The following is a 23,835-nucleotide window of genomic DNA, read 5'->3' on the forward strand; positions in this document are numbered from 1 at the left end:
CTTTCTTATCGACGCTATTCACAGGCTCTTGATAACGAAAAGAAGAAATTTCCAACGACGCAGCGTTCTGGCCGTCGCCTGGTGGATATGCTGGCACCACTCTTGATCGCGCCACTGCTCATCTCCGTACTCTTTCCAACCATAGATGCGCGGGACACGTTCGCATTGCTGAAAGCCACCATCCCACCCCTGCGCATACAGAGGCTCGTGCTGGTAGCGCGATGTATCCTTGCCGAAATGTCCGAGTGGCCCCGCCGCCGAACGACCGCTGCTGCAGCCGGCTTCGAAACCATCGTCGAAGGTCGGCGGGCAGTTGGCTGCCGGCAACTGCTCACGCAGGCTTTGACAGCCACCCGCAGCCAGAGAAACGAGGCTGCCTAGCAACAGGCGCGGAAGTTACATCGGATCACGCGCCCTCGATCATGCCCAGCAAGCGCTGCCTGAATGCACACAGTGCCCACGGGCTTGTGCTGCATGCACCGCTGGCCAGTGCCAAACGCAGCGCCGGAATATCGGCATCGCGCAGGTAACGCTCGGCGTCGTCCATGCGCTCCTGGCCACCAAAGCCACCGCCGCGCATTTCCGCCAGTGCCTGCTCCTTGCTCCAGTTCTGGTAGATCACCCGGTACATGGCGGCAATGAGACCCGTACGATTCTGTCCGTGCTTGCAGTGAATCAGAACGCGGCCACGGCTTTGCGCCTGGCGAATGCTGCGCAGCACTTCGATGACGTCGGCATCGTCGATACGGTCGGTGCGCAGCGGCAGATGCACCCGGACAACCTTGGGATCCTTCAGCCATTGCTCATCGCCGCGCTGATAGAAGTTGATCACCGTGGCGATGCCCAGGGCCTGCAGCTGTGGCAAGTCCCCGGCACTTGGCAAGGCGCTGCGATAGAGGTCAGGCGCCATGCGATAGAGGTTGATGCGGCTGTCCAGCGGTTGCGCCCAGTTGACTGGACGCGCGCTCTGCCCGGCTACTGGCGCAGTGGTGGCGGCCCAGGCCATGCTCAACGGCAGCGCCAGCAGCGCGCCAAAAAACACCAGCGCGGCCAACGCCAGACGCAGGCCCTGTAAAAATCTGTTCATCGGCAGGTTTCTCCCCATTCAAGCGAGTTGCGCGATGGCCGTTCGACAGGTGCGCGATAGAGCAGCCAGCGGTAGGTCAGCGCGCAGATTGTCCAATCGATCAGCAGCGTCCACAGGTTGTGCGAGAGAAAGTGCGCCCCTTGCAGCATGCGCCCCAGGGAAAACAGCGAGCCGAGCCCAAGCGCCACCACCAGAGCGATACGTGCCATCCGCGGCCTGCGGTCACGCAGGACGAAGAACAGTGCCAGCAGCGAGAACCCCGCCGAGGCATGGCCGCCCGGCCAGCAGCGGCCGGGATTGGCGGTCGGTGCGCGCTCGGCCAGCAGCGGCGTGAATTGCTCCTGGCCGCCGAACTCGCTCAGGCTCCAGGGGCAGTGCATACCGGTGAGCGTTTTCAGCGGGGTGACCAGCGAAGTCGACAGCCCCAGCGCCAGCACCAGATAGCCAAGCTGCCGGCGCCAGGGGCGTAGTCGCGTGGGCAGCAGGCTGAGCGCAAAGCCTGCGATGGCCAGCACACCGAGCAGGATCAGCGCCTGCTTGGCGCGGTCATGCAGGATGTCCTCGAGCCAGAAGCTGCTACGCCCGATGAAACCTTGTCCGGGTTCGTAGAACAGCCGCGCCAGGGCGAAATCCACCGGGCCGGGGTCGAACGCCAGCAGCAGCGCCATGAGCAGTACCGGCATGCCGAGCGCCAGACGAAAGTCGAAATAACGAGACGACATTTGCACTCCTAGCGCTCACTGAGTTGCTGGCTGGATTGGCTATCTGGATGCCAGGCCATCAGGTGTTTACTGAAGGCATGGCTGGCGCCCTGGTAGTAAGCGATGTCGCGACGCAGCAGCGGATCGTCGCCATCGCTGCGCGACTCATGGCTCAGCCCCAGGGCGTCGTCATGGCGGCGCATGCCCCGGCGCGGGCTGAGAATCGCCAGGTCCTTGCCGTCGAACAGCCCAAGATGCTGGTAGTTGCCCAGCAGCGCGCGGCCTGCTGGATGATCCGCGCGGAGAAGGTTGCGACCGAAGAAGGTGGAGACGTAATCCAGATTGAGCAGGCCGAGCAGCGTCGGCGCCACGTCGATCTGGCTGGCCACATCGTTGTACTCGCCCGGTTCGACGTACCCAGGAGCGTAGATGAATAACGGGATGTGGTAGTTGGCCACCGGCAGATCCTCACGCCCGGCACTGCCGGCGGTATGGTCGGCGACGAAGACGAACAGCGTCTGATCGAACCAGGGCTTGCTGCGCGCCTCGGCGAGGAACTGGCCGATGGCGTAATCGGTGTACTTCACCGCGCCTTCACGGCCGTCGCCGGAAGCAATGTCGATGCGCCCGTCCGGGTAGGTGTAGGGACGGTGGTTGGAGGTGGTCATCAGTTGCAGGAGGAACGGCTTGCCGGCGGCATGATCGGCGTCGGCCACCTTGATCGCCTGGCGATAGAGGTCTTCGTCGGCCATGCCCCAGGCGTTCTGGAAGCTCATCTCGGCCTCGTCGACGCTGCTCTGGTCGACGACGCGATAACCGTTGCCGCCGAAGAAGGCGTTCATGTTGTCGAAATAGCCGCGGCCGCCGTAGACGAAGACGCTGTCGTAGCCCTGAGCACTCAGTTGCTGGCCCAGGCTGGCGTAACCGGACTCACGGCCGATGCGCTTGACGATGGAGCGCCCCGGTGTCGGCGGCACCGACAGGGTCAGCGCTTCGAGGCCGCGGTCGGTGCGCGTGCCGGTGGCGTAGAAGTTGGTGAAAATCAGGGCGTGCTTGCGCAGCTCGTCAAGGTTCGGGGTCAGCCCGCGGGTGTCGCCGAAACTGCCCAGATACTTGGCACTCAGGCTCTCGATGGTCACCAGCACCACATTGAGCCTGCGCGGCGAGCCGGGGTTGTCGATCAGCCGGCGGATGTCCTGCGCATCGCTGCCGATGAAACGGGCATTGGGCTCGGCCACCTCCGCGCGCAGCTGCGCAGCCACCAGCGTATCAGGCAAGGTGGCATAGAACTCCTGATAATCCAGTTCGTTGTTACGGAATGCGGCGAAGAACTGGTACGGACCGTTGCTGGCCAGTTCCCGCTGGTAGGTGTTGCCACCCAGGCCACGCGGCGCGTCCTGCCCGACCAGGCCACTGCACAGGCCTGCCAGCAACGCCAGCATGACCAGCGTACTGACAGCCTGCAGCGCAGGCAGGCGCGGTGCCTCCAGTGCGGCCCGCAGCGGCCGTCGCAGCGCCAGCGTCAGGCCTATGGCCAGGGCAGCCAGCAGGGCCAGCAACGGATAGATCGGATAGGACTCGAGAATGTTGTCGACCACCTCCTTGGAGTAGACGAGGTAGTCGACGGCGATGAAGTTGAAGCGCACGCCGAACTCGTCCCAGAACAGCCATTCGGCCACTGCGGTGAAGAACATCGCGAACAGACTGACGGCCACCAGGGCGACCAGCAGGCGCTGATGCCAGTGACGGCGCCATAACCAGGCCGGACAGAGCATCAGGTACAGGGCCAGCGGCAGCGCGGCGTACACCAGGAAGCTTAAGTCGTACACAAGGCCGACGCCATACAGGCCAAGCAGCCCCGCCAGCGTCACGCCGGCATCGCCCAGGTGCCCGAGCAGCAATAGGCTGCGGGTGAGGAAAAACACTGCCAGCCAAGCCAGCAGAATAATCGACAGATAACGAAGTTGCGCGTAATGAAGCCGTGGCATCGTATGATTCTTCCAGGATGAACGAGCCGCAGTCTGCGAGGCGCACCGTGAGCTTCTCGTCAAAGCCGTGTGAAAAAATCGTCAAACCCAGGAATAAACCGCGATGCGCATTCTGGTCATCGAAGACAACCGAGACATTCTCGCCAACGTGCTCGACTACCTGCAGCTCAAGGGCTTTTCCGTGGACTGCGCGCAAGACGGCCTGAGCGGCCTGCACTTGGCCAGCAGCGGTCATTACGACCTGATCGTGCTGGACATCATGCTGCCGGGCATCGACGGCTATCAGGTATGCAAGCGCCTGCGCGAGGATGGCCGCAGCGAAGTACCGATCCTGATGCTCACTGCGCGAGATGCCCTGGATGATCGCCTGAAAGGACTCAATGCCGGTGCCGACGATTACCTGATCAAGCCCTTCGCCCTGTCCGAACTGGTGGCGCGCATCGAGGCGATCCTGCGCCGCAGCCGCGGCAGCCGCAAACGCCAGCTGCAGGTCGCCGACCTCAACTACGACCTCGACACCCTGCACGTCAGCCGCGCCGGCCAAGCGCTCAAACTCAACCCGCTGGGCCTCAAGCTGCTGGCCATTCTCATGCAGCGCAGCCCGGCCGTGGTGCGCCGTGAGGCGCTGGAAGAAGCGCTGTGGGGCGACGACTGCCCGGACAGCGACAGCCTGCGCAGCCACATTCACCAGTTGCGCCAGGTGCTCGACAAACCCTTCCCCACGCCTTTGCTACACACCATTCACGGCGTCGGCTATCGCCTTGCGGAGAGCGCCGATGCTCTCTAAGCAGCCGTTCGAGCGGCGCATCCTGATCGCCTTCGTGCTGATGACCACGGTGGTCAGCGGGCTGTTTTCCCTGAGCATCGTCGCGGTGGTGCATTTCATCGAGGAACACCTGGTATCGCAGGAGCTGAGCCGAGAGCTGCATGAAACATTGAACGAGGATATCCGTCAGGGGCGCTCGCCACGGCTCGACAGCAGCACCCGTTTCTTTTCCTCGGCATACCCGGACTACGCGATCCCGCCTGACTACCAGGGGTTGTCGGAAGGATTCAACGAGGTGGTCAGCGGCGAACAGGCGTTCTACGTGTACGTGGAGAACATCAATGGCGAAACCTACCTCCTGGTGGAGGACCAACAGGAGTTCGAAGCCAGGGAGAGCGCTCTTTTCAGTGTGGTCCTGGCTGGCTTTCTGCTCACCGTGGTCGCGGCCTGGGGCCTGGGCCTGATCACCGCACGCAAGGTCATGGCGCCTGTCAGCCGCCTGGCCCAGCAGGTACGCCACCGCGACCAGCTGCACCCGCTGGCGCCGCCCCTGGCCCCCGACTACCCCAACGACGAGATCGGTCAGCTGGCCGCTGCCTTCGACAGCACCTTGGGCCAGGTGCGCCAGTCCCTGGAACGCGAGCGCCTGTTCACCAGCGATGTCAGCCATGAGCTGCGCACGCCGCTGATGGTCATCGCCTCCTCCTGCGAGCTGCTCGCCGAGGCGCCATTGAGCCCGCGCGAGAAGGAACAGGTGGCACGCATTGCCCGCGCCAGCGAAGAGATGCGTGAGCTGGTACAGACCTTCCTGCAGCTCGCGCGGGACAAGAGCAACGAAGCGGCATTCGTTGGCGACCGCAGCCTGGCCGCCATCGCCAATGAACAAGCCAGCCGCTGGGGCGACCTGATCAAGGAAAAGGGGCTGGATTTCCGGGTGATGGAGGAAGGCCAGGACGCTGGTCTGTACAACGCCACCTTTCTCGCCACGGTGATGAGCAACCTGCTGCGCAACGCCCTGCACTACACCGAGCACGGCGAGGTGCGTCTGATTCTCGAATCCGGCGCCTTTCGCATCGAGGACAGTGGTGCCGGCATTCCTGCCGAGCAGCACGAGCGGATATTCCAGCCGTTCGTACGCGGCGCCCAGGCCCGCGGCGAGGGCCTCGGCCTTGGCCTGTCGCTGGTCAAGCGCATCTGCGCCAAACAGGGCTGGCAGGTCAGCCTGGAGAGTGAGCCGGGCCATACGCGCTTTCGCGTGACACTCAACAATGGCGCTTGACGAAATTTTCACGTCCCTTTGACGGGACCTTGATGCGCGGCTCTCTAAGGTGGCGAACGTAGCCATCAAGGGACGTTCGTCATGCCCAAGCCAAGCCCCATCGAACTGAATTTTTCCCGCAAGTACGATTTCGAGCACGCCCAGCAATACCTGCACAAGCACCAGGACGGCCTGTTTCGGCGCCTGTCCCACTGGCGCGACGTGCAGGTGGCGCGCCGCGCGCTGCAGCTGGCCGATCAGCCGAACCTGGTACTCGACCTGCCCTGCGGCGCCGGCCGCTTCTGGCCAATGCTCTGCGAACAGCCGAACCGGGTGATCTTCGCCGCCGACAACTCCGCCGACATGCTCGCCACCGCGCGTGCCGCGCAGGTGCCCGAGGTGGTGGCGAGGGTCAACAGCTTTCGCACCTCGGCCTTCGCTATCGATCTGAGTGCCAATGCAGTGGACTGCATCTTCTGCATTCGCCTGCTGCATCACATCGAATCGGCCGAACACCGTCTGGCCATCCTTCGCGAGTTCCACCGCGTCAGCCGCGACACGGTGATCGTCTCGCTGTGGGTCGACGGCAACTACAAGGCCTGGAAACGTCGGCGCCTGGAGGCCAGGCGCGCCGCTCAGGGCCGTGCGGCGCAGAACCAGAACCGCTTCGTCGTTCCCCGCAAGACGCTGGAGGATGAGTTCCGTCAGGCCGGCTTCGCCATACTCGGCCACCTGGACTTCCTGCCCGGCTATGCCATGTGGCGCACCTACGTGCTGCGCAAGGTGGCCTGAAATGGGGGTTCTCAGCGAACAGGCACTGGCCGCCCTGCCCTCTACCGAGTTCGATCGCTGGTGGCACAGCCCTGGTCAATGGGTCGAGCCGGCCAACCAGCGGCGCGGCGGCGAAAGCGGTGTACGCCTGCTGCAACACTGGGACAGCAGCAGGCCGCTGCTCTACTGCAAACGCCAGAGCGGGCACACCTACCGCTCGCTACGCCATCCTTTGGGCAGGCCTACCATTGTGCGTGAGCTACAGGCCTATCGCGCCTTCGCCCGCCTCGGCATTCGCACACCGAACATCGTTTACTGCTCAGCGCGCAAACAGGCCGGGCAGTGGCAGGCACTACTGGTCACCGAGGCGTTGCCGGGGTTCGTCAGCCTGGAGCAGTGGTACAGCGAGCCCCGTGTGGCGCAGCTCAATCAGGTCATGCTGCGACGCCTGGCGGTAACACTTGCACGTCTGCACCTGGGCGGCTGGCAACACGGCTGCTGCTATGCCAAGCACCTGTTCGTCAAAGCCCGTAGCGATGGCGACGTGGATATCGCCCTGCTGGATCTGGAAAAAAGCCGCCGACGCTTGCGCGTCGCCAGCGCCTCACGGCGCGACCTGCGCCAGCTGGACCGACATCGTGGCGCCATGCCCGACGTCGACCTGAGTTACCTGCGCCAGGCCTATCAGCAGGCCCTGAACGATCCCTGGGGTGGGCTGCAACCATGAACGACAGTTCCGATCTGGACGCCCTGTCCTTCAAGGGGCGCCGCGGCCTGGCGCGCATCCTCGATGCCACCGGCTACTCGCTGGCCGGGCTGCGTGCGGCTTATCAGGGCGAAGCGGCCTTTCGTCAGCTGGTCTGGCTGAATCTGCTCCTGCTGCCGCTGGCCTGCCTGATCGATGTCAGCCGCGCCGAACGCGCGTTACTGGTAATAGTGCCGCTGCTGGCACTGGTGGTGGAGCTGCTCAATTCCGCCATCGAGGCGGTGGTCGACCGCATCTCGCTGAACCTGCACCCGCTGTCCAAGCAGGCCAAGGACATGGGCAGCGCGGCGCAGATGGTCGCGCTGCTGATGATCGCCCTGACCTGGGCGATCATCCTGCTCTGATCAACGCACCATGAAGCGCTGTTCGGCCAGCTTGCGGTCGCCCTGGTAGACGATGAAATGCCACTCACCGGGTACCACCTCGTGGTGTTCGGTGAATTCGAAGGCCATCACGTCCTGCGGAGCACCGACCACCAGCTTCTGCTGCACCTCGAACTTGTCGTGGCGCTGACCATCCGGGGTGACCACACCGGGCGTGAGGTACAGCAATGTCAGCGGTGCATCGCCTTCGCGCTTGCCGGCCAGGCTGTAGCGCATGCCGAACTTGGTACCGAGCTTGGCGGGAATCTGTTCGGTGCGTTCGATATCCTGGTTGCTGCGGGTCAGCACGCGCTCGCCCGGCTGGTAGTCCTGATACTGGCTGGTGAAGATGCCGTATTCCACCGGCCCTTCTACGCGAACCTCGGCCTGAGCCAGGCCGGCAAAGGCGAAAAGACCGGCCATCATGGCCACTCGGGTGTAATGCATGGTGCGCTCCTCGTTGAGATGAGCGCGAGCCTATGACGCCTGAGTGACAGCCTGATGACAGCCCTGCTAACGATCCAGCTCGGCCTGCACGCGGCGCGGCAGAATGGAAAGGAAGTTGTCACGCGCGACCTTGTGCGCGACGTCCTCGGGCAGTGCATCGAGGAAGGGATCGAAGCCCTTCATGTACTCGCCCAGGTTACCGAAGCGCCCAACCACGTCGGAGCCGAGCATGAAGCGCTCCGGATAGCTGCTGACCAGATGCACCCATTTCTCGTCGGGTTTGCCATTCGCGTCCAGCAGATAGGGCCGTAGCATGGTCCAGGACAGGTCGATATACAGATTCGGGTACTGGCCCAGCATGCGTTCTACCGTATCGAGCAGAAAGTCGAGCTTCTCCTGATGGCGATGAATCTCGGCACTGGTGCCGGCATGCGCCCAGATGAAACGCACATGCGGATGATTACGCAGCGGCGCCTCGATTTCTTCCAGATAGATAGGCTCGCGCTCACGCTTGGAGGTGATGTTCGAATGCAGCATCACCGGCAGATCGTATTCGGCAGCCAGATGGAAGACCCGCGCCAGCGCCTCGTTGTTGGCACGCGGCGCACTGCCATGAATCAACGCGGTGAGATCGTCATGGCGAGTGAAGATCTCGCCGATGCCCTGCCACAGGCCGGGATCCAGTTCCAGCATGCGGCGGATATGCGCATCGGCATTCTTGTCGTTGGGGTTGAAGCCGGAAAGAAACGGATGAAAGCGCTTGCGCTGCTCGGCTGGCAGGCGCTTGTAGGCCGCCGCGATGAACACGTCGGTCGCGCTGTACCAGTAGGCATTGGCGTCGTCACCCGCGTAATAGCGCGGACGTTTGGGCTCGTCCTCGTCCCACTTCTTGGCCACCGGAATGCCGGAAAACATCACATGATCGACGTTATTCTCTGCCATCTTTTCCAGCAACTCGTCCATGCCAGCGCTTTCCTGGAAGAAGTCGACGTAGTGCAGGTGAGCATCGCTGTAGCGGTATTCCCTGGCCTGAGCGCCGCAGGCGAGCATCGCACTGAGCGCGAGTATCCATGGCATCGAACGAGATTTGAGCAAGGCGAGTCCTCCTGACAGTACGAGCAGCATAGACCGCCAACCCGCAGCGCAAGTTCGCGCCCCATGGGCGTCGGTAAACAGCGCGCCGCAACGAACATCACAAACCAACTAACTTTGTAGAATACCGCCGCTGGTATGATCGGGCCTGCCTGGGCTAGGCTGGCGGCATCGCCGTCACGCCTACAAGGAAGCCCCATGATCCGTATCCACAACAGCAAAGGCCTGCAGCAGCAGATCGAAATCGGTACCCACCAGCTCCTCGGCGATGTCTCGACCGAACTTGGCGGTGACGGCGCGGGCCCCGATCCGCACGATCTCTTCGACGCCTCGCTCGGTACCTGCAAGGCCATGACCCTTCTGCTCTATGCACGCCAGCGCGGCCTGCCGCTGGAAGGCATCGACGTCAGCGTCGAACGTGACGACAGCGAGGAGCGTGAAGGTAACTACCGCCTGATCATCGAGCTTTCGCTCAAGGGGCCGCTGGACGAGGCACAGCGCCAGCAATTGCTGCGCGTGGCCGACAAGTGCCCGATCCACAAGCTGATGACCACCACCGATATCCAGGTGGAAACCCGCCTGAGCGGAGCCGAGGCATGAGCGAGCTGCAGCTGATCCGCCCGCGCGCCGAAGACATCGCCGGCCAGCCGATTCTGCGCCCACTGCCCTCGGCGCGTTTTCGCAGCATTGGCCCCTTCGTCTTCTTCGACCATATGCTCGAGCAGGACTACCCGGCCGGCAGCGGCCTCAATATTGCCCAACATCCGCATATCGGTCTGTCCACCCTCACCTATCTGTTCGAAGGCCAGCTGCAGCACAAGGACAGCCTGGGCTCCGATCAACTGGTCGGCCCTGGCGACGTCAGCTGGATGACCGCCGGACGTGCGGTAGCGCATGTCGAACGCACACCACCGTCACAGCTCGGGCAGAACAAGCGCGCGCACGGCCTGCAGGTCTGGCTGGCGCTGCCGGAAGCCGAGGAACAGTGCGAACCGGCCTACAGCTATCATCCTGCCGCGTCGCTGCCACGCAGCGATGCCATGGGCGTGCAGATCACCCTGATCGCCGGCAGCGGCTTCTGCCTCGCGTCGCCGGTGCCGGTTCGCTCTCCGACGCTCTATGCCGAACTGCGCCTGACTGCCGGAGCCAGCCTGCTGATCCCGGACGAGTACAGCGAGCGGGCCCTGTACCTGATCGACGGCGAAGCCGAGCTCGACGGCGAACCCCTGCCCGCGCACGCCATGGCGGTTATACCAGCCGGCGCAACGCCACTGCTCAGCGCCTGCGGTGAATGCCATCTGGCGCTGATCGGCGGCGAGCCCATCGGCCCAAGGCGGATGAACTGGAACTTCGTCGCCAGCACTCCAGAGCTGATCGACCAGGCGCGCCAGCGCTGGGCCGCAGGCGACTGGCCACAGGTACCCGGTGAAACCACGCGCATCGAACTGCCGCGCTGACGCCAATGGCGACAGGCGCACAAAGCGCCTGTCACTCGCAAAGGACTGCCCTCTTGCCCCTCTATCGCCCTTTCTTCGGCCTGCTGCTGTTGCCCACGCTGGCCCTGGCCGACCTTCCCCGATTCGAACCTGAACCAGGACACCTTGCCCAGGTACAGCAGCAAGGCGAACGCTATTTTCTGCAGCAACCCGACGGCAGCCGCCTCGAACTGAGCATTCCCGAAGGCAACGATGCAGAGGAGGCGCCAAGCTTCGATATCGAGGACTACGACTTCGACGATTACCCGGACCTGGCGATCCGCGTGCCAGTCGGGATGGTCAACTCTGCCTACCACGTTTATCTCTACCGTCCGGCCCTGCGCCGCTTCGAGCAGTTACAGATGCCGTCGGCGCTGATGGAGCGCGCCAACTGTTCGTGGTTGTCGGAACTGCAGCCCAACAATGAGGAACGAGCGCTCTACAGTCACTGCCGCAGCGGGCCGCGCTGGTATTACGACGCCTATCGTTTCGATGAATCGGGCGCCCCATGGCTGTACAAGACCCTGCACGTCAACCAAGGCTACGACCCTGACGTCCCGGTGTTCTTTCCAGTGTTCGAGAAAACGCTCGACCCTCAAGGCAGGATCATCGCCAGTCGCGCCCTCGACGACGATGACCGCCCGCAAACCTGGACGGTACCCAACGCGCGCCTGTACCTGCATGAGCGCCCGGACGAAGCGAGTCGGAGCAGGGCCTACCTGATCGAGGGCGATGTCTGCGAGGTGCTGGACCAGCAAGGAAACTGGCTGCTGATCCGCTACGACTCGCGCAAGGGCACGCTGGAGCGCTGGGTGTCACTCGATGAGGCTTATGAGCGGTGAACGGTGATCGTCTTTTTTGTTACGACTGCGTGATCCGGGACGCGCGCTCAAGGGTATAAGCTGCATGCGGATTTCCCAGGCCAACGGATGACCCATGGCAGATCGCGAGTTCGATTACGAAAGTACCCTGGAAGCCTGCGCACGTGCAGACGAGCATGCCTTCCAGGCTCTCTACAGGCAGGAGGCCGGACAACTGCTCGGCCTGGCCATCAGTATGCTGGGCCGACGCGACCTTGCCGAGGACTGTCTGCACGACGCCTTCGTACGCATTTGGCAACACGCTGCGCGTTATCGACGCGATCTGGGCAGCGGCCGTGCCTGGGTGCACAGCATCTTGCGCTACCGCGTGCTCAATGCCCTGCGCAGTGGCGGCCGACATGCCGAGGTCGACGATGAGTTCATCGAGCGCGTGCTGGACGACAGCCCGCAGGCCGAAGCACAGGCGCTGCAGCAATCCGAGCGACGCCTGCTGCGCAGTTGCCTGCAACGTCTGGAAAAGCCCCGCCGCCATCCGATTCTGCTGGCCTTCTACCGTGGCCTGACCCACGAGCAGATCGCCAGCCGCCTGAGCACACCGCTGGGCACCATCAAAGGCCGTATTCGCGCCGGCCTGCGCGCGCTGCAGGAGTGTCTGCAAGCATGATTCCGCATGACCCCGAAGAACGTCGCGCCCTGATCGGCGAGTACCTGCTAGGTCTGCTCGATGGGCAGGAGGCGGCCGAGCTACGCCAGTTGCTCGAAGAGGATGAACAGGCCGCCCGTATGGCACTGGAATGGGAACGGTACTTTCTCGAACTGAGCGACCAGGTGCCGGCACAAGCCCCCTCATCGGCACTCTGGCCGCGCATTCGGCAAAGTCTGGGCCTTCGCGATGCGCCACGCGCCAGCCCGCTGGCTCACTGGTGGAACAGCCTGCTGACCTGGCGCCTGACCGCCGCCGCGCTGGCGATGGCACTGCTGGTCGCCGTGCTGATGCCGCTGCTGCGCACCCCGGATATCACCGGCGAACGCTTTACCGTGGTGCTGCAGCAACCGGGCGAAGCGGCCAAGCCAGGCTGGGTCATCCAGGTCGATCGCGATGGCGCGCTGCTGCTCGATCCGCTGGTTGCCGACCAGGTGCCTGAAGGGCGCACCTTGCAGTTCTGGACGCTGATCGATCCGGCCGACGGCCCGCGTTCGCTGGGCCTGGTCGAAGCCGGCCAGCCGCTGCGCCTGTCAGCCGAGCAAATCGGCGCCGTGCAGGCCGGCCAGCTCTTCGAGCTGACCCTGGAACCGGCCGGTGGCTCGCCATACGACCGGCCTAGCGGCCCGGTGCTGTACATCGGTCGAGCCGTACTGTCCAGCGCCAACTGAGGAAGTTGCCGGCCAGGCGGCCGGCAGCCTTTCAAGCAGCCAAGCGCTCAGCGAGAAAATATTTTCATCTCCCGACATCCAGCACCGTTCCTCGCGGGTATAGCTCACAGGTGTTTCGTCGAGGCACCTGCGAAACCGGCTCGCCGGTTTCGTCTCGATGCTAAACCTTTTATGAGGAACAACCATGAAAAGCATCACTACCCTCTGCGCCGCCGGCCTGCTGACCCTGAGCGCAGGTGCCGCCAGCGCCACCGAACTGCTCGCACTGAGCGCCGATGGCAAGCTGTTCAAGGTCGATGTCGCCAGCCTCAAGGTCACTGCCAGCATGAAGGTCAGCGGCGCCAGCGATCTGCGCGGCCTGGATGTGCGCCCGGCCAGCGGCCAGGTCTACCTCCTCGGCGGCACCGATCAGCTCTATACCCTGGACGCAGCCAGCGGTAAGGCAACCGCAGGCAGCAAGCTGCAAACCGCGCTGCCAGGCAGCGGCCAGGCGGTGGTCGACTTCAATCCGGTGGCCGACCGTCTGCGCTTGATGAGCCCGGACGGCACCAACCTGAGGGTGAATGTCGACACCGGAGAAGCGGCCGTGGACGGCAAGCTGGCCTATGCAGCCGATGGCCCCTACGCCGGCAAGCAGGCAAAAGTCGTGGCGGGCGCCTACACCAACTCCTATGCCGGAACGAAGAGCACGGCGCTGTATAATATCGACCTGGCCAGCGGCAGCCTGATGTTGCAGAACCCGCCGAACGATGGCGTGCAGCAGGAAGTCGGCAAGATCGCCGATGGCCTCGAGGCGGCCGCCATGGACATCGTCAGCGATGGCAAGGGTGGCAACACCGCCTACGTGCTGACCGGCAAGACCCTGCATCAGCTGGATCTGACCAGCGGCAAGCCCACCACCTTGGGTGACATCGCCGATCTTCCGGAGGGCATCATCGACATCGCCGCATTGCCCGCGAAGTAAGATGAAAAAGGCTGCGCTCAGCGGGCGCAGCCTTTTGTGCAACGCGTGACAAACCGCTGTTACTGCTCGGCGAACACCTCATCGAACAGATCGTTCATCGCCTTGAATGCCCGCGCGGCCACCACCGGATGGTACTCGTTGCGCCCGGGAACATTGGCCTTGGGGTTTGTGAACGAGTGCACCGCGCCGCCATAGCTGACCAGTTGCCAGTCGGTCTTGGCCGCCTTCATCTCGGCAATGAAACCGTCGACCTGCTCCTGCGGCACGGCCGGGTCATCTGCCCCGTGCAGCACCAGCACTGGCGCCTTGATGTTCTTCGCATCACTCGGGTTGGGCGTATCCAGATTGCCGTGGAAGGACACGAAGCCTTTCAACGGCGCGCCCGAACGCGCGAGTTCCAGTACCGTACCGCCACCGAAGCAGAAACCAATGGCGCCCAGCCGGTCGAGGTCCAGCGCCACCTCGTTGCTTTGCGCCTTGAGCACGTCCACTGCGGCCTGGGCGCGCTTGCGCATCAGCGGGCGATCGGCGCGTACCTTGCCGGCCGCAGCACCAGCCTCTTCGGCATTGCTGGGGCGAATGGACTTGCCGTACATATCGGCGACGAACACCACGTACTTGTCGCCCGCTGCGCGGGCAGCCTTGGCCACGGTGTCCTCGTTCACTCCCATCCAGTTGGGAACGGCGAGCAGCCCGGGCCGCGGCGTGGTCACCGAGTCGTCGTATACCAGCACGCCTTCGAAGGCTTCGCCATCGATCTCGTAGGGAATCGTCTTGGTCACGACGGCCGCATCGGCAAGACCGGCGAAAGCGGCGCACAACAGGGGAACCAGTGTCTTCTTCTGCATGGTGAGGCCTGCCCTTGGCAATGGTAGGCCCCTAACAATAGCCGCGCGCAGCACAATCGCCAAATGCGCCGCCAGCAGGATTCACACAGGAGGTTTCAAGCAGAAGGCTGCTCAGCCCAACGTTCCTTGATCAGCAGGATTTCCGGCAGGCAGCCAATGAACAGCTCAACCAGCCGCGGATCGAAGTGGCGACCGCTTTGTTCACGCAGGAAAGCTACGGCATCGTCCACGGGCCAGGCCTGCTTGTAAGGACGCACGCTGGTCAGCGCATCGAACACGTCGGCGATGGCGACGATACGCCCCTCAAGCGGAATGTCTTCGCCACGCAGACCGTTGGGATAGCCGCTGCCGTCCCACTTCTCATGGTGCGACAGAGCGATCCGTTGCGCCGTGCGCAGCAGCCCGGAGCTGTGCTCGCCGATGATCCGCGCACCGATCTCGACATGCTGACGCATCACCTGCCATTCCTCGTCGTTGAGCTTTCCAGGCTTGCGCAGCACGGCATCGGGAATGCCGATCTTGCCGACATCATGCATCGGTGCGGCGTTGAGCAGTTCCTCGGCGGCGCTTTCACTGAAGCCTGCGGCCAACGCCAGCACCTTGGAAAAATGGCTCATGCGAATGACGTGCAGGCCGGTCTCGTTGTCCTTGTACTCGGCGGCCATCCCCAGACGCTGGACGATCTGCAGGCGGGTCTGCTTGAGCTCATCGACACGCACCAGCGACAGATGAGTCCGCACGCGAGCACGAACGATGGGCGGGCTGACCGGCTTGGTGATGTAGTCCACCGCGCCGACCTCGAAGCCGCGCGCTTCGTCGTCGACATCGCCCAGCGCAGTGACGAAGATAACCGGAATTGCCTGCACTAGCGGATTGGCCTTGAGCGTCTCGCACACCTCGTAGCCGGTCATGCCCGGCATCATCACATCGAGCAGGATCAGATCAGGCAACTCGCGCTCGGCCATTTCCAGCGCCCGTGCGCCTTCCTTGGCGAACAGCAGGCGATAGTCGTCCTGCAGGATATGACGCAGCACCTGCAGGTTGGTGGGTTCGTCATCGACCAGCAGCAACAGCGGGCGAGTATCGGCAGCCAAGGTCATAATGGAGTGGTTTCCTCGTCCTGCAATTGCAGCAACAGTTGATCGAGCAGCCGCAGTGCCTGGTCAAAATTGAAGTCATCCAGCACCTGACGCAGGTCATTCAGGACAGCGTAGTAGGGTGTAGCAACCGTAGCATGCACCATTGCAGCCAGAGTTTCGTCGTCCAGACCGCCACGCTGTAGCGCACGTCGCAAGTGGTTCGCCTGCTCACGCAAGAGGGAAAGATCGACGGCCGAGCTGTTGGCCGAGCTTGACGCCTCCGGCACCTGCGGCACTACTTCCCTGACCGTCCTCAGGGACTGCTCGAGCTCTTCGAGCAAGGCATGCAGCACGCGCTCATCCTGCGCTTCGAACGCCCGCTCTATGGAGCGCGCCAGGGCGGCGAGATTGTTCATGGCCAGGTTGCCGGCCGCACCGTGCAGACGATGCGCCAGGGCCCTGCCCGCCTCCCAGTCGCGTACAGCCAGAAGCTGACCAAGGCGCAAGGCCAGGTCCTGCTGCTCGTCAATGAAGGCCTTGATCGCCTGAGCCATACGCAACGGCCCACCCCACAGGCTGCTGCCGCGTACCCAGTCGAACAGGCCATCCTCGATGACCGGCGTGGCGCCGCTCACCGCACCGGTTACTGCTGTGGGCCCGAGCAGGCGCGCGATTTCCCAGAGCAGCGCACTGATATCCAGCGGCTTCGAGGCGAAGCCGTTCATGCCCGAATCGAGCGCTGCCTGGCGGTCGTGGTCAAGCACGCTGGCGGTCAGCGCGATGATTGGTATTGGCGCGCCACCGCCGGCAGCTTCAAGTTGTCGAATCCGGCGCGAGGCTTCCAGGCCGTCGACGCCAGGCATCTGTACGTCCATCAGGATCAGGTCGAAGCGCTCTTCGGTGAAGGCCTGCAGCGCTGCCTCGCCGTCGGCGACACCCCGCACACGATGGCCGAGGCTCTCCAGCAACAGTTGTAACAGCTCCAGGTTCTGCGGCACGTCATCGGCGGCCAGAATACGCAGCCGGCCCAGCTCAGGCAGTTGCGCACGCGGCTGCGACGCCAGGCGCTTGCCGGCACGCAGCGGCAGCTCGACGCTGAAGCAGCTGCCCTGCCCTTCGCTGCTTTCTACCTTCAGGCGTCCGCCCATGAGCTCGACCAGTTGCCGCGAAATGGTGGTACCGAGGCCAGTACCGCCAAAGCGCCGGCTCATCGACGCGTCAGCCTGCGCGAAAGGCTCGAAGATCTTCTCCAGGCGGTCGGCAGCGATGCCGATGCCGGTGTCCCTCACCGCCAGGCGCATCGCCCCCGGCTCGCCGGACACCTTCAGGCATACCTCACCCTGCGATGTGAACTTGACCGCGTTGCCCAGCAGGTTGGCTAGCACCTGCTGCAGCCGCAACGGGTCGCCATTGAAGAACTCGCAGACCGCTGGCGGATAATCCAGATACAGCTGCAGTCCTTTGCTTTCTGCCGTCAGGCGCTGCGTTGCAAGCACCTGTTCGCAGAGTTCGCGCAGGGAGAAATCCAGTTGCTCCAGCTCGATGGCACCACGGTCGAGCTTGGCTGTGTCGAGAATGTCATTGAGCAGCCCCAGCAGCGAACGCGAAGAATGCTGCACGGTGCTCAAGTGGCGGCGCTGCTCCGGGGACAAGGGCGTTTCCAGCAGCAGATCGGTAAAGCCGATGATGGCATTCATCGGCGTGCGAATTTCGTGGCTCATATTGGCCAGGAAGCTGCTGCGTGCGGCAGCCGCCGCTTCGGCACGATCACGCGCGGTACGCAGCTCCTGCTCCATTACACGGCGGGGCGTCAGGTCGGTCGCCAGCTTCACCACCTTGAACGGTTTGCCGTCGGTGTCGAGGATCGGGTTGTAGCTGGCCTGAATCCAGACCTCACCGCCGCCCTTGCTGATACGGCGGTATTCGCCCGTGCGGAACTGTCCGGCGCGCAAATCCTGCCAAACCTGGCGATAGGTGTCACTGGCAACCAGCTCGGGGTCGCAGAATATGGCGTGATGGTGCCCGACCACCTCATCACGCTCGTAGCCAAACAGCGCCAGGGCGTTATCGTTTATATCGAGGATGTTGCCGTCGAGGTCGAATTCGATAAGCGCCATGGCCTTGCTGATGGCCGTGACCTTGCCTTCGTATTCGGCATTACGCCGTTTGGTCTCTGACTGATCGATCAGCACGCCGTCGATCCAGCGCGGGATGCCTTGTTCGTCGCATACGGCACTGCCGCTTTCCCAGACCCAGTGCTCGGTACCCTGGCGGTCGAACAAGCGATACTCGACGGAATAGTTCTGCCCCTGTTCGATGGCTTGCGTGACCTCCATGGCGACGCGCGAGTAGTCGTCAGGGTGATACATGTCGGAGATCGAGCAGCGACGGCTGATGAAATCCTCGGCGCTCCACCCCGTCAGCGCCTGCACCGCATCGCTGATGAAAAGCATGCTCCAGTCCCGATCCAGCAGACAGCGAAACGAGACCCCCGGAATATTGCTGATCAACGAGCGGTACTGCAGCTCACTGTCACGCAGCGCCTTCTCCATGGATTGTCTGTCGCTGATATCGGCAACGAACACCACGAATAGAGGACGGCTACCGGCATGCGTGACGCCGACGCTGATGCGCACCGGCTTCTCTTGGCCATCCCTGGTCAGGCAGACCAGCTCCTGCTCACCCGCGGGTAAGGTCAGCTGCCCCGTTCGCAGGTAGTCAGCCATCAATCCTTCCACCTGACCGACATGGCGAGCCGGCATCAGCAAGCTCATATGCATGCCTACGAGCTCTTGCGGCGTCCAGCCGAACAGACGCGATACCGCACGGTTAGCCGAACGCAGCGTGCCTCTGTGATCGACGGTGATGATGGCATCCAGTGCCGTATCGAAGATCGAGCGCAAATGCTGTTCGCTGGCCTTGAGCTGAAGGCTCATGCGTCGATAGCGCAACAGCGTATTGACGGCCACGACGAAGACCGTGAGCGCAACCGTCAATAGCGTAATGGCGATGGCGATATAACCACTGTCGACCACGGCCATCGGCGCTGACGATTCAGGCATGCCTACGAAACGCGCCGCCGCCATGCCAGTGTAGTGCATGCTGCTGATCGCCAGCCCCATCACCAAGGCGCTCAGGACGAGCGTCCAGCGTGCCGGCAAGCGTCCTTCGAGGCCGAAACGCACCCATAGCGCCAGAATCGCCAGGGCTACAGCCACGACAATCGACAATGCGAACATCCAGGGGTCATAGCGCAGCAGCGGTGCCATCTGCATCGCTGCCATGCCACTGTAATGCATGGCACCGATACCGGCTCCAACCAGCACGCCGCCGACGCACAGTTGCAGCAGGGTCAAATCACGCCGCGCCAGAAGACTCAGGGCAACCCAGGAGGCGCCAAGGCTAGGCAACATGGAAAGCAGGGTTATACCCAGGTCAAAACGCACGGCTGCGCACAGCTCGAATGCGAGCATGCCAAGAAAGTGCATGGACCAGATACCGCCGCCCAGAGCCAGTGAGCCGGTGAAGATGGTGACCTGCCGAGCGAGCGGGTGCGAACTGTCACGCGCCTCGCCGGCCAGTTGCAAGGCCATGCCGGCAGCGAACACGGCAATGGCCAGCGACAGCAGCACCAGTGAGGTGTCGTAACGACTGAGCACGAGGACACCGGGATCCGCGCCCATGATGAAGAACAGCTCGAAAATCGACATACAACCCCAGGAAGCGACAGGACGCCGGCTAATTGCCAGCATCTGAAACGACGGGGCCGCGCTTGTCAATCAAAGCTGATCTATCGCACCCATAGAAAAGCCCGCCGAAGCGGGCTTGTCTGTAGCTTTGTCGATCAGGCGGAGAGTTCGACCAGCAGTTTGTTCAGGCGCTGCACATAAGCGGCCGGGTCTTTCAGGCTGTCTCCTGCGGCCAGTGCAGCCTGATCGAAGAGGATGTGCGACAGATCAGCGAAGCGATCCTCATCTGGCTCGGCGTCCAGACGCTCGATCAGCGGGTGGCCCGGGTTGAACTCGAAAATGGGCTTGGCGTCTGGCACCTTTTGGCCGCTGGCCTCGAGGATCTGGCGCATCTGCAGGCCCAGGTCCTGCTCGCCGATGGCGAGGATCGCCGGCGAGTCGGTCAGGCGATGCGAAACACGCACCTCGGCAACCTGCTCACCCAGCGCACCCTTGAGGCGCTCGATCAGCCCTTCCTTGGCCTTGGCGACTTCTTCCTGGGCCTTCTTGTCCTCTTCCGAGTCCAGCTTGCCCAGATCCAGATCGCCGCGCGCCACGTCGACGAACTGCTTGCCGTCGAACTCGGTCAGGTAGCTCATCAGCCACTCGTCGATGCGATCGGTGAGCAGCAGCACCTCGATGCCCTTCTTGCGGAAGACTTCCAGATGCGGGCTGTTCTTGATCTGCGCGTAGCTTTCGCCGGTGAGGTAGTAGATCTTGTCCTGGCCTTCCTTGACGCGGCCAAGGTAATCGGCCAGCGATACGGACTGCTCGTCACCCTCACCAGCGGTGGAGGCGAAACGCAGCAGGCTGGCGATTTTCTCCTTGTTGGCGAAGTCTTCCGCCGGGCCTTCCTTGAGCACCTGACCGAATGCCTTCCAGAAGGTCTTGTAGTCGTCCGGCTTGTCCTTGGCCAGTTTCTCCAGCATGTCCAGCACGCGCTTGGTCAGCGCCGATTTCATCGAATCGATGACCGGGCCGGACTGCAGAATTTCGCGGGAAACGTTCAGCGACAGGTCGTTGGAATCGACCACACCCTTGATGAAGCGCAGGTACAGCGGCAGGAACTGGTCGGCCTGATCCATGATGAACACGCGCTGCACGTAGAGCTTGAGTCCCTTGGGCGCTTCGCGGTGGTACAGGTCGAACGGCGCACGAGCCGGCACGTACAGCAGCGAGGTGTACTCCAGCTTGCCTTCGACCTTGTTGTGACTCCAGGAGAGCGGATTCTCGAAGTCATGGCCGACGTGCTTGTAGAACTCCTGGTATTCCTCGTCCTTGATCTCGGTACGCGGACGGGTCCACAGGGCGCTGGCACGGTTGACGGTTTCCCACTCGACGTCCGTGGGTTTGTCGTCACCGTGGTGCTCCTTCGGCAGCTCGATGGGCAGCGCGATATGGTCGGAGTACTTCTTGACAATGTTGCGCAGGCGCCAGCCATCGGCGAACTCTTCTTCGCCGCTCTTGAGGTGCAGAACGATACGCGTGCCGCGTTCGGCCTTGTCGATGGTGGCGACCTCGAACTCGCCCTCGCCCTGGCTCGCCCAGTGCACGCCCTCGGCGGCCGACAGACCGGCGCGACGGGTGAAAACTTCCACCTTGTCGGCGACGATGAAGGCCGAGTAGAAGCCTACGCCGAACTGGCCGATCAGATGCGAATCCTTCTTCTGGTCGCCGGAGAGGTTCTTCAGGAAATCAGCAGTGCCGGACTTGGCGATGGTGCCCAGGTGGGTGATCACTTCCTCGCGGCTCATGCCGATGCCGTTGTCCTCAAGGGTGACGGTCTTGGCGTCCTTGTCGAAGCTCAGGCGAATTTTCAGCTCGGCGCCGCCTTCGAGCAGCTCGGGCTTGGCCAGCGCCTCGAAACGCAGCTTGTCGGCGGCGTCGGAGGCGTTGGAGATCAACTCGCGCAGGAAGATTTCCTTGTTCGAGTACAGCGAATGGATCATCAGGTGCAGCAGCTGCTTCACCTCGGTCTGGAAGCCCAGGGTTTCTTTTTGAGTTTCCACACTCATGGTCGTCTAACTCCACATGCAGGACTATGCCGCGCGAGCGGCGGATGTCCTGCAGATGGGGGCAGTATGATCAATTTCAAGGGCTTAGGGTTCGAGCAGCTCCAGACGGCCGATTTCTTCCGGCCGGAAACTGAAACTGGCCTGCCCGCCGCCACTGCCCATCTGCTGGGCCAGACGAATACTGCCGTCGACGTCGATGCCGACGAAACGGCCCTCGACCGTGCCGCCGCTGGCACGGCTCAGGCGCATGCTGAGGTTGCGATACTGCTCCGGGTTGCGCTGCAGACGCGCCAGGCTGAAGCGCTGCCGACGGTCGGCCGGGCGGCTCAGACGTTCCTCGCCCGTAGCCACTTCCCGCGGCCGCTCGGCCTGGGCCGCGCCGATGGCTGGCAACGGTGGGAAACGATCCCCATCCACGGCCCAACCCTGCTCGGAACGCTTTTGCAGACGCACCGGCAGGCGCTCGCTACGCCCGTCGATCTGCGCCTCGACCTGCAGCTCCAGAGCATCACCCTCGAAGGTGAATACCGGCAGCTTCAACTCGCGCACTTCGCGTGTGGCGAAGCGCCGTTGCAGGTAATCGTGCAACACATGGGCGATGGTGTCGCGGGAATCGAAACGCGCATCGACCTGGCCATCGACATAACGCAGACGATCACGGTAAAGCTCGACACGACCACTGAGGCTGGTCTTGAAGCGAGGCGGCAATACCAGATGGAAGTCGCCGACAAGGCGGTTCGGCGCCTGGGGCTGCAGATCCAGATGTAGGGTGTAACCTCGGCTCAGACGGCGCGCCTCGGGCAAGTCCTGCTCCGGCAGCAACCAGCTCAGCTCCACCTCCGGCAAGTTGCCGTTGTCCTGCGGCAGGACGTCGACACGCACCGGGCCGTCGACAGGCTGCGGCAGGCGAATGTTCAGTTCGCGCTGGGCGAAGAAGTCGAGCCCCTCGCGCAGCACCAGCACGCCGTCGATCAGCTCACCCTGCTGCGGTCGAAATGGTTGGCCATTGAGCTCACCGGCCAGATCGATGGCCAACTCCGCCGGCGCCTGTACTTCCGGCTTGAGCCAGTCCAGGCGAATGATCGCTGCCAGACGCTCGGCGTCCTTGCTGGCGAGCAGCGTCAGACCCACCACCAGGGGAATGACGCCAAGTCCGACCAGCGCGACCGCGCTGCGGGCACGCGCCCAGTGACGGATGATGTAGAACAGCGTGATCGGCGGTATCAGACTGCCCCACCCCCACAACAGACTGGTGGCGAAAGCGCGCATCACCAGCCAGACCAGACCGGCCAGCATCAGCAGCAGGCCACCAATAATCAGCAACGCATCCATCTACAGAGTCCTTGTCTTTATTTGCTGCGCTGCCAAGCCGCACAGGTTGCCAGGCACAACTCAGGGTTCATCGACCTTGAAGTGGGCGCGGGCGGTGGCGATGGGCTCGGTCTGGGTGGTTTGCCAGGCGGTGATCGCCACGTTGGCCACCCGCCGCCCCTGGCGCCAGACCTGGCATTGCGCATAGGTGTCACGATAATGACCGGCGCGCAGGTAATCTATCGAGAAGTCGATGATTTTCGGCAAATGTGGAATGCCCATGAACATCAGCAGATGCAGCATGGCGGCATGCTCCATGAAACCGGCGATCACCCCGCCGTGCAGCGCCGGCAGCATGGGGTTGCCGATACAGTCCTGGTTGGCTGGCAGGCGGAAGACCATGTCGTCACCCAGGCGCAGGCACTCGATGCCGAGCAGCTTGGCATAGGGAATCAGGTTGATCAGCGGGTCGTAGTCATTTTCCTGATGGGCGCGCGCCACCAGTTGCTCCAGATTCAGCTCGCTCATGCCTTTGCTCCCTTGCCCGCACTGACCTTGCCCATGCGCATGAAGGTTCCGACCACGTGGGCGATGGGCTGCTCGGGATCGTCCTGATAGGCGTAGCCGCGGGTGAAGATGACATGAGGCGTGACCCGGTAGCACTCGGCGAAACCGAACACATCCTTGCCCGGCTCGGCCGGGTGCATATAGTCGATGCGCAGATCCAGGGTCGGGCAGATCTCGAACTCCTGCAGCACGCACACGGTGGAAATGCCGCAGGTAGTGTCCATCAATGTGGTGATCGCACCGCCGTGGATCACCCCGCTGTCCGGGTTACCGACGATATGCTGGCTGTACGGCAGGCGCAGCGTCAGGCCCTCGGCGCCTGCCGTATGCACCTGCAGGCCGAGCACCTGGCAATGGCGCAGGGCCGACAGAAAGCGCTGGGCGCGATCCAGAACTGGGGAAGTGCTCATCCTCT

The 23,835-nt window shown here is 63.1% G+C and carries 24 protein-coding genes; 11 read left to right on the forward strand and 13 right to left on the reverse strand.

What is annotated here, in order from left to right:
- Positions 1-18: 18 nt before the first annotated feature.
- The 4 genes from GYB81_RS11695 to GYB81_RS11710 are packed head-to-tail and all read right to left on the reverse strand — an operon-like array spanning position 19 to position 3,776.
- On the reverse strand, positions 19-384 hold the full coding sequence (locus GYB81_RS11695) for a hypothetical protein (protein ID WP_233787558.1): 366 nt from the start codon (positions 382-384) through the stop codon (positions 19-21).
- A gap of 22 nt (positions 385-406) precedes the next feature.
- Positions 407-1,087 carry a dual specificity protein phosphatase family protein gene (locus tag GYB81_RS11700; protein ID WP_161865494.1) on the reverse strand — a complete coding sequence of 227 codons (681 nt, stop codon included), beginning with the start codon at positions 1,085-1,087 and terminating at the stop codon, positions 407-409.
- On the reverse strand, positions 1,084-1,809 hold the full coding sequence (locus GYB81_RS11705; protein ID WP_161865493.1) for a phosphatase PAP2 family protein: 726 nt from the start codon (positions 1,807-1,809) through the stop codon (positions 1,084-1,086). The genes GYB81_RS11700 and GYB81_RS11705 overlap by 4 nt, the downstream gene beginning before the upstream one ends.
- Positions 1,810-1,817: 8 nt before the next feature.
- Positions 1,818-3,776, reverse strand: a complete 1,959-nt coding sequence (locus tag GYB81_RS11710; protein WP_161865492.1) for an LTA synthase family protein — start codon at positions 3,774-3,776, stop codon at positions 1,818-1,820.
- Between the two features lie 103 nt (positions 3,777-3,879).
- Here GYB81_RS11710 and GYB81_RS11715 point away from each other — a divergent pair, with 103 nt between their 5' ends.
- The 5 genes from GYB81_RS11715 to GYB81_RS11735 all read left to right on the forward strand — a co-directional run bounded on the left by GYB81_RS11715 (position 3,880) and on the right by GYB81_RS11735 (position 7,681).
- Entirely contained in the window at positions 3,880-4,563 is a 684-nt protein-coding gene (locus tag GYB81_RS11715; RefSeq protein ID WP_161865491.1) for a response regulator transcription factor, read from the forward strand.
- Positions 4,553-5,821, forward strand: a complete 1,269-nt coding sequence (locus GYB81_RS11720; RefSeq protein WP_161865490.1) for a sensor histidine kinase — start codon at positions 4,553-4,555, stop codon at positions 5,819-5,821. Before GYB81_RS11715 ends, GYB81_RS11720 begins: the two co-directional genes overlap by 11 nt.
- A gap of 81 nt (positions 5,822-5,902) precedes the next feature.
- A complete protein-coding gene (locus GYB81_RS11725) occupies positions 5,903-6,592 on the forward strand; it encodes a class I SAM-dependent methyltransferase (protein WP_161865489.1) in 690 nt (229 codons plus the stop codon).
- Position 6,593: 1 nt separating this feature from the next.
- Positions 6,594-7,298, forward strand: coding sequence for a lipopolysaccharide kinase InaA family protein (locus tag GYB81_RS11730; RefSeq protein WP_161865488.1), 705 nt, complete (start codon positions 6,594-6,596; stop codon positions 7,296-7,298).
- Entirely contained in the window at positions 7,295-7,681 is a 387-nt protein-coding gene (locus GYB81_RS11735) for a diacylglycerol kinase (protein ID WP_161865487.1), read from the forward strand. Before GYB81_RS11730 ends, GYB81_RS11735 begins: the two co-directional genes overlap by 4 nt.
- On the opposite strand, the gene GYB81_RS11740 is transcribed toward GYB81_RS11735, so the two are convergent.
- Together GYB81_RS11740 and GYB81_RS11745 are read right to left on the reverse strand one after the other, a co-directional pair.
- Positions 7,682-8,146, reverse strand: coding sequence for a DUF3859 domain-containing protein (locus GYB81_RS11740; RefSeq protein ID WP_161865486.1), 465 nt, complete (start codon positions 8,144-8,146; stop codon positions 7,682-7,684).
- A gap of 66 nt (positions 8,147-8,212) precedes the next feature.
- A complete protein-coding gene (locus GYB81_RS11745; RefSeq protein WP_161865501.1) occupies positions 8,213-9,223 on the reverse strand; it encodes an amidohydrolase family protein in 1,011 nt (336 codons plus the stop codon).
- A gap of 213 nt (positions 9,224-9,436) precedes the next feature.
- Here GYB81_RS11745 and GYB81_RS11750 point away from each other — a divergent pair, with 213 nt between their 5' ends.
- The 6 genes from GYB81_RS11750 (at position 9,437) to GYB81_RS11775 (ending at position 13,872) form a co-directional block, all read left to right on the forward strand.
- A complete protein-coding gene (locus tag GYB81_RS11750) occupies positions 9,437-9,838 on the forward strand; it encodes an OsmC family protein (protein WP_161865485.1) in 402 nt (133 codons plus the stop codon).
- Positions 9,835-10,695, forward strand: coding sequence for a pirin family protein (locus GYB81_RS11755; RefSeq protein ID WP_161865484.1), 861 nt, complete (start codon positions 9,835-9,837; stop codon positions 10,693-10,695). The genes GYB81_RS11750 and GYB81_RS11755 overlap by 4 nt, the downstream gene beginning before the upstream one ends.
- Positions 10,696-10,748: 53 nt before the next feature.
- On the forward strand, positions 10,749-11,555 hold the full coding sequence (locus GYB81_RS11760) for an XAC2610-related protein (protein WP_161865483.1): 807 nt from the start codon (positions 10,749-10,751) through the stop codon (positions 11,553-11,555).
- A gap of 94 nt (positions 11,556-11,649) precedes the next feature.
- On the forward strand, positions 11,650-12,198 hold the full coding sequence (locus GYB81_RS11765) for a sigma-70 family RNA polymerase sigma factor (RefSeq protein ID WP_024308065.1): 549 nt from the start codon (positions 11,650-11,652) through the stop codon (positions 12,196-12,198).
- On the forward strand, positions 12,195-12,908 hold the full coding sequence (locus tag GYB81_RS11770; protein ID WP_161865482.1) for an anti-sigma factor: 714 nt from the start codon (positions 12,195-12,197) through the stop codon (positions 12,906-12,908). Before GYB81_RS11765 ends, GYB81_RS11770 begins: the two co-directional genes overlap by 4 nt.
- A 184-nt stretch (positions 12,909-13,092) precedes the next feature.
- Positions 13,093-13,872, forward strand: a complete 780-nt coding sequence (locus tag GYB81_RS11775; protein WP_161865481.1) for a DUF4394 domain-containing protein — start codon at positions 13,093-13,095, stop codon at positions 13,870-13,872.
- A 59-nt stretch (positions 13,873-13,931) separates the two neighbouring features.
- Here GYB81_RS11775 and GYB81_RS11780 read toward each other — a convergent pair whose 3' ends face one another.
- The 7 genes from GYB81_RS11780 to GYB81_RS11810 all read right to left on the reverse strand — a co-directional run bounded on the left by GYB81_RS11780 (position 13,932) and on the right by GYB81_RS11810 (position 23,830).
- Positions 13,932-14,720, reverse strand: coding sequence for a dienelactone hydrolase family protein (locus tag GYB81_RS11780; RefSeq protein WP_161865480.1), 789 nt, complete (start codon positions 14,718-14,720; stop codon positions 13,932-13,934).
- A 95-nt stretch (positions 14,721-14,815) separates the two neighbouring features.
- Entirely contained in the window at positions 14,816-15,820 is a 1,005-nt protein-coding gene (locus GYB81_RS11785; RefSeq protein WP_161865479.1) for a response regulator, read from the reverse strand.
- Complete coding sequence (locus tag GYB81_RS11790; RefSeq protein ID WP_161865478.1) at positions 15,817-19,509, reverse strand: PAS domain S-box protein; 3,693 nt, start codon at positions 19,507-19,509, stop codon at positions 15,817-15,819. The genes GYB81_RS11785 and GYB81_RS11790 overlap by 4 nt, the downstream gene beginning before the upstream one ends.
- Positions 19,510-19,643: 134 nt before the next feature.
- Positions 19,644-21,542 carry a molecular chaperone HtpG gene (gene htpG / locus GYB81_RS11795; protein WP_161865477.1) on the reverse strand — a complete coding sequence of 633 codons (1,899 nt, stop codon included), beginning with the start codon at positions 21,540-21,542 and terminating at the stop codon, positions 19,644-19,646.
- An 84-nt stretch (positions 21,543-21,626) separates the two neighbouring features.
- Complete coding sequence (locus tag GYB81_RS11800) at positions 21,627-22,874, reverse strand: MFS transporter (RefSeq protein ID WP_161865476.1); 1,248 nt, start codon at positions 22,872-22,874, stop codon at positions 21,627-21,629.
- Between the two features lie 60 nt (positions 22,875-22,934).
- Entirely contained in the window at positions 22,935-23,381 is a 447-nt protein-coding gene (locus GYB81_RS11805; protein ID WP_024308057.1) for a PaaI family thioesterase, read from the reverse strand.
- The gene (locus GYB81_RS11810) at positions 23,378-23,830 is read right to left on the reverse strand and encodes a PaaI family thioesterase (RefSeq protein WP_161865475.1); all 453 of its coding nucleotides are present in this window, start codon (positions 23,828-23,830) and stop codon (positions 23,378-23,380) included. Before GYB81_RS11810 ends, GYB81_RS11805 begins: the two co-directional genes overlap by 4 nt.
- Between the last annotated feature and the right edge of the window lie 5 nt (positions 23,831-23,835).

The organism is Pseudomonas yangonensis (assembly GCF_009932725.1).
Lineage (GTDB): Bacteria > Pseudomonadota > Gammaproteobacteria > Pseudomonadales > Pseudomonadaceae > Aquipseudomonas > Aquipseudomonas yangonensis.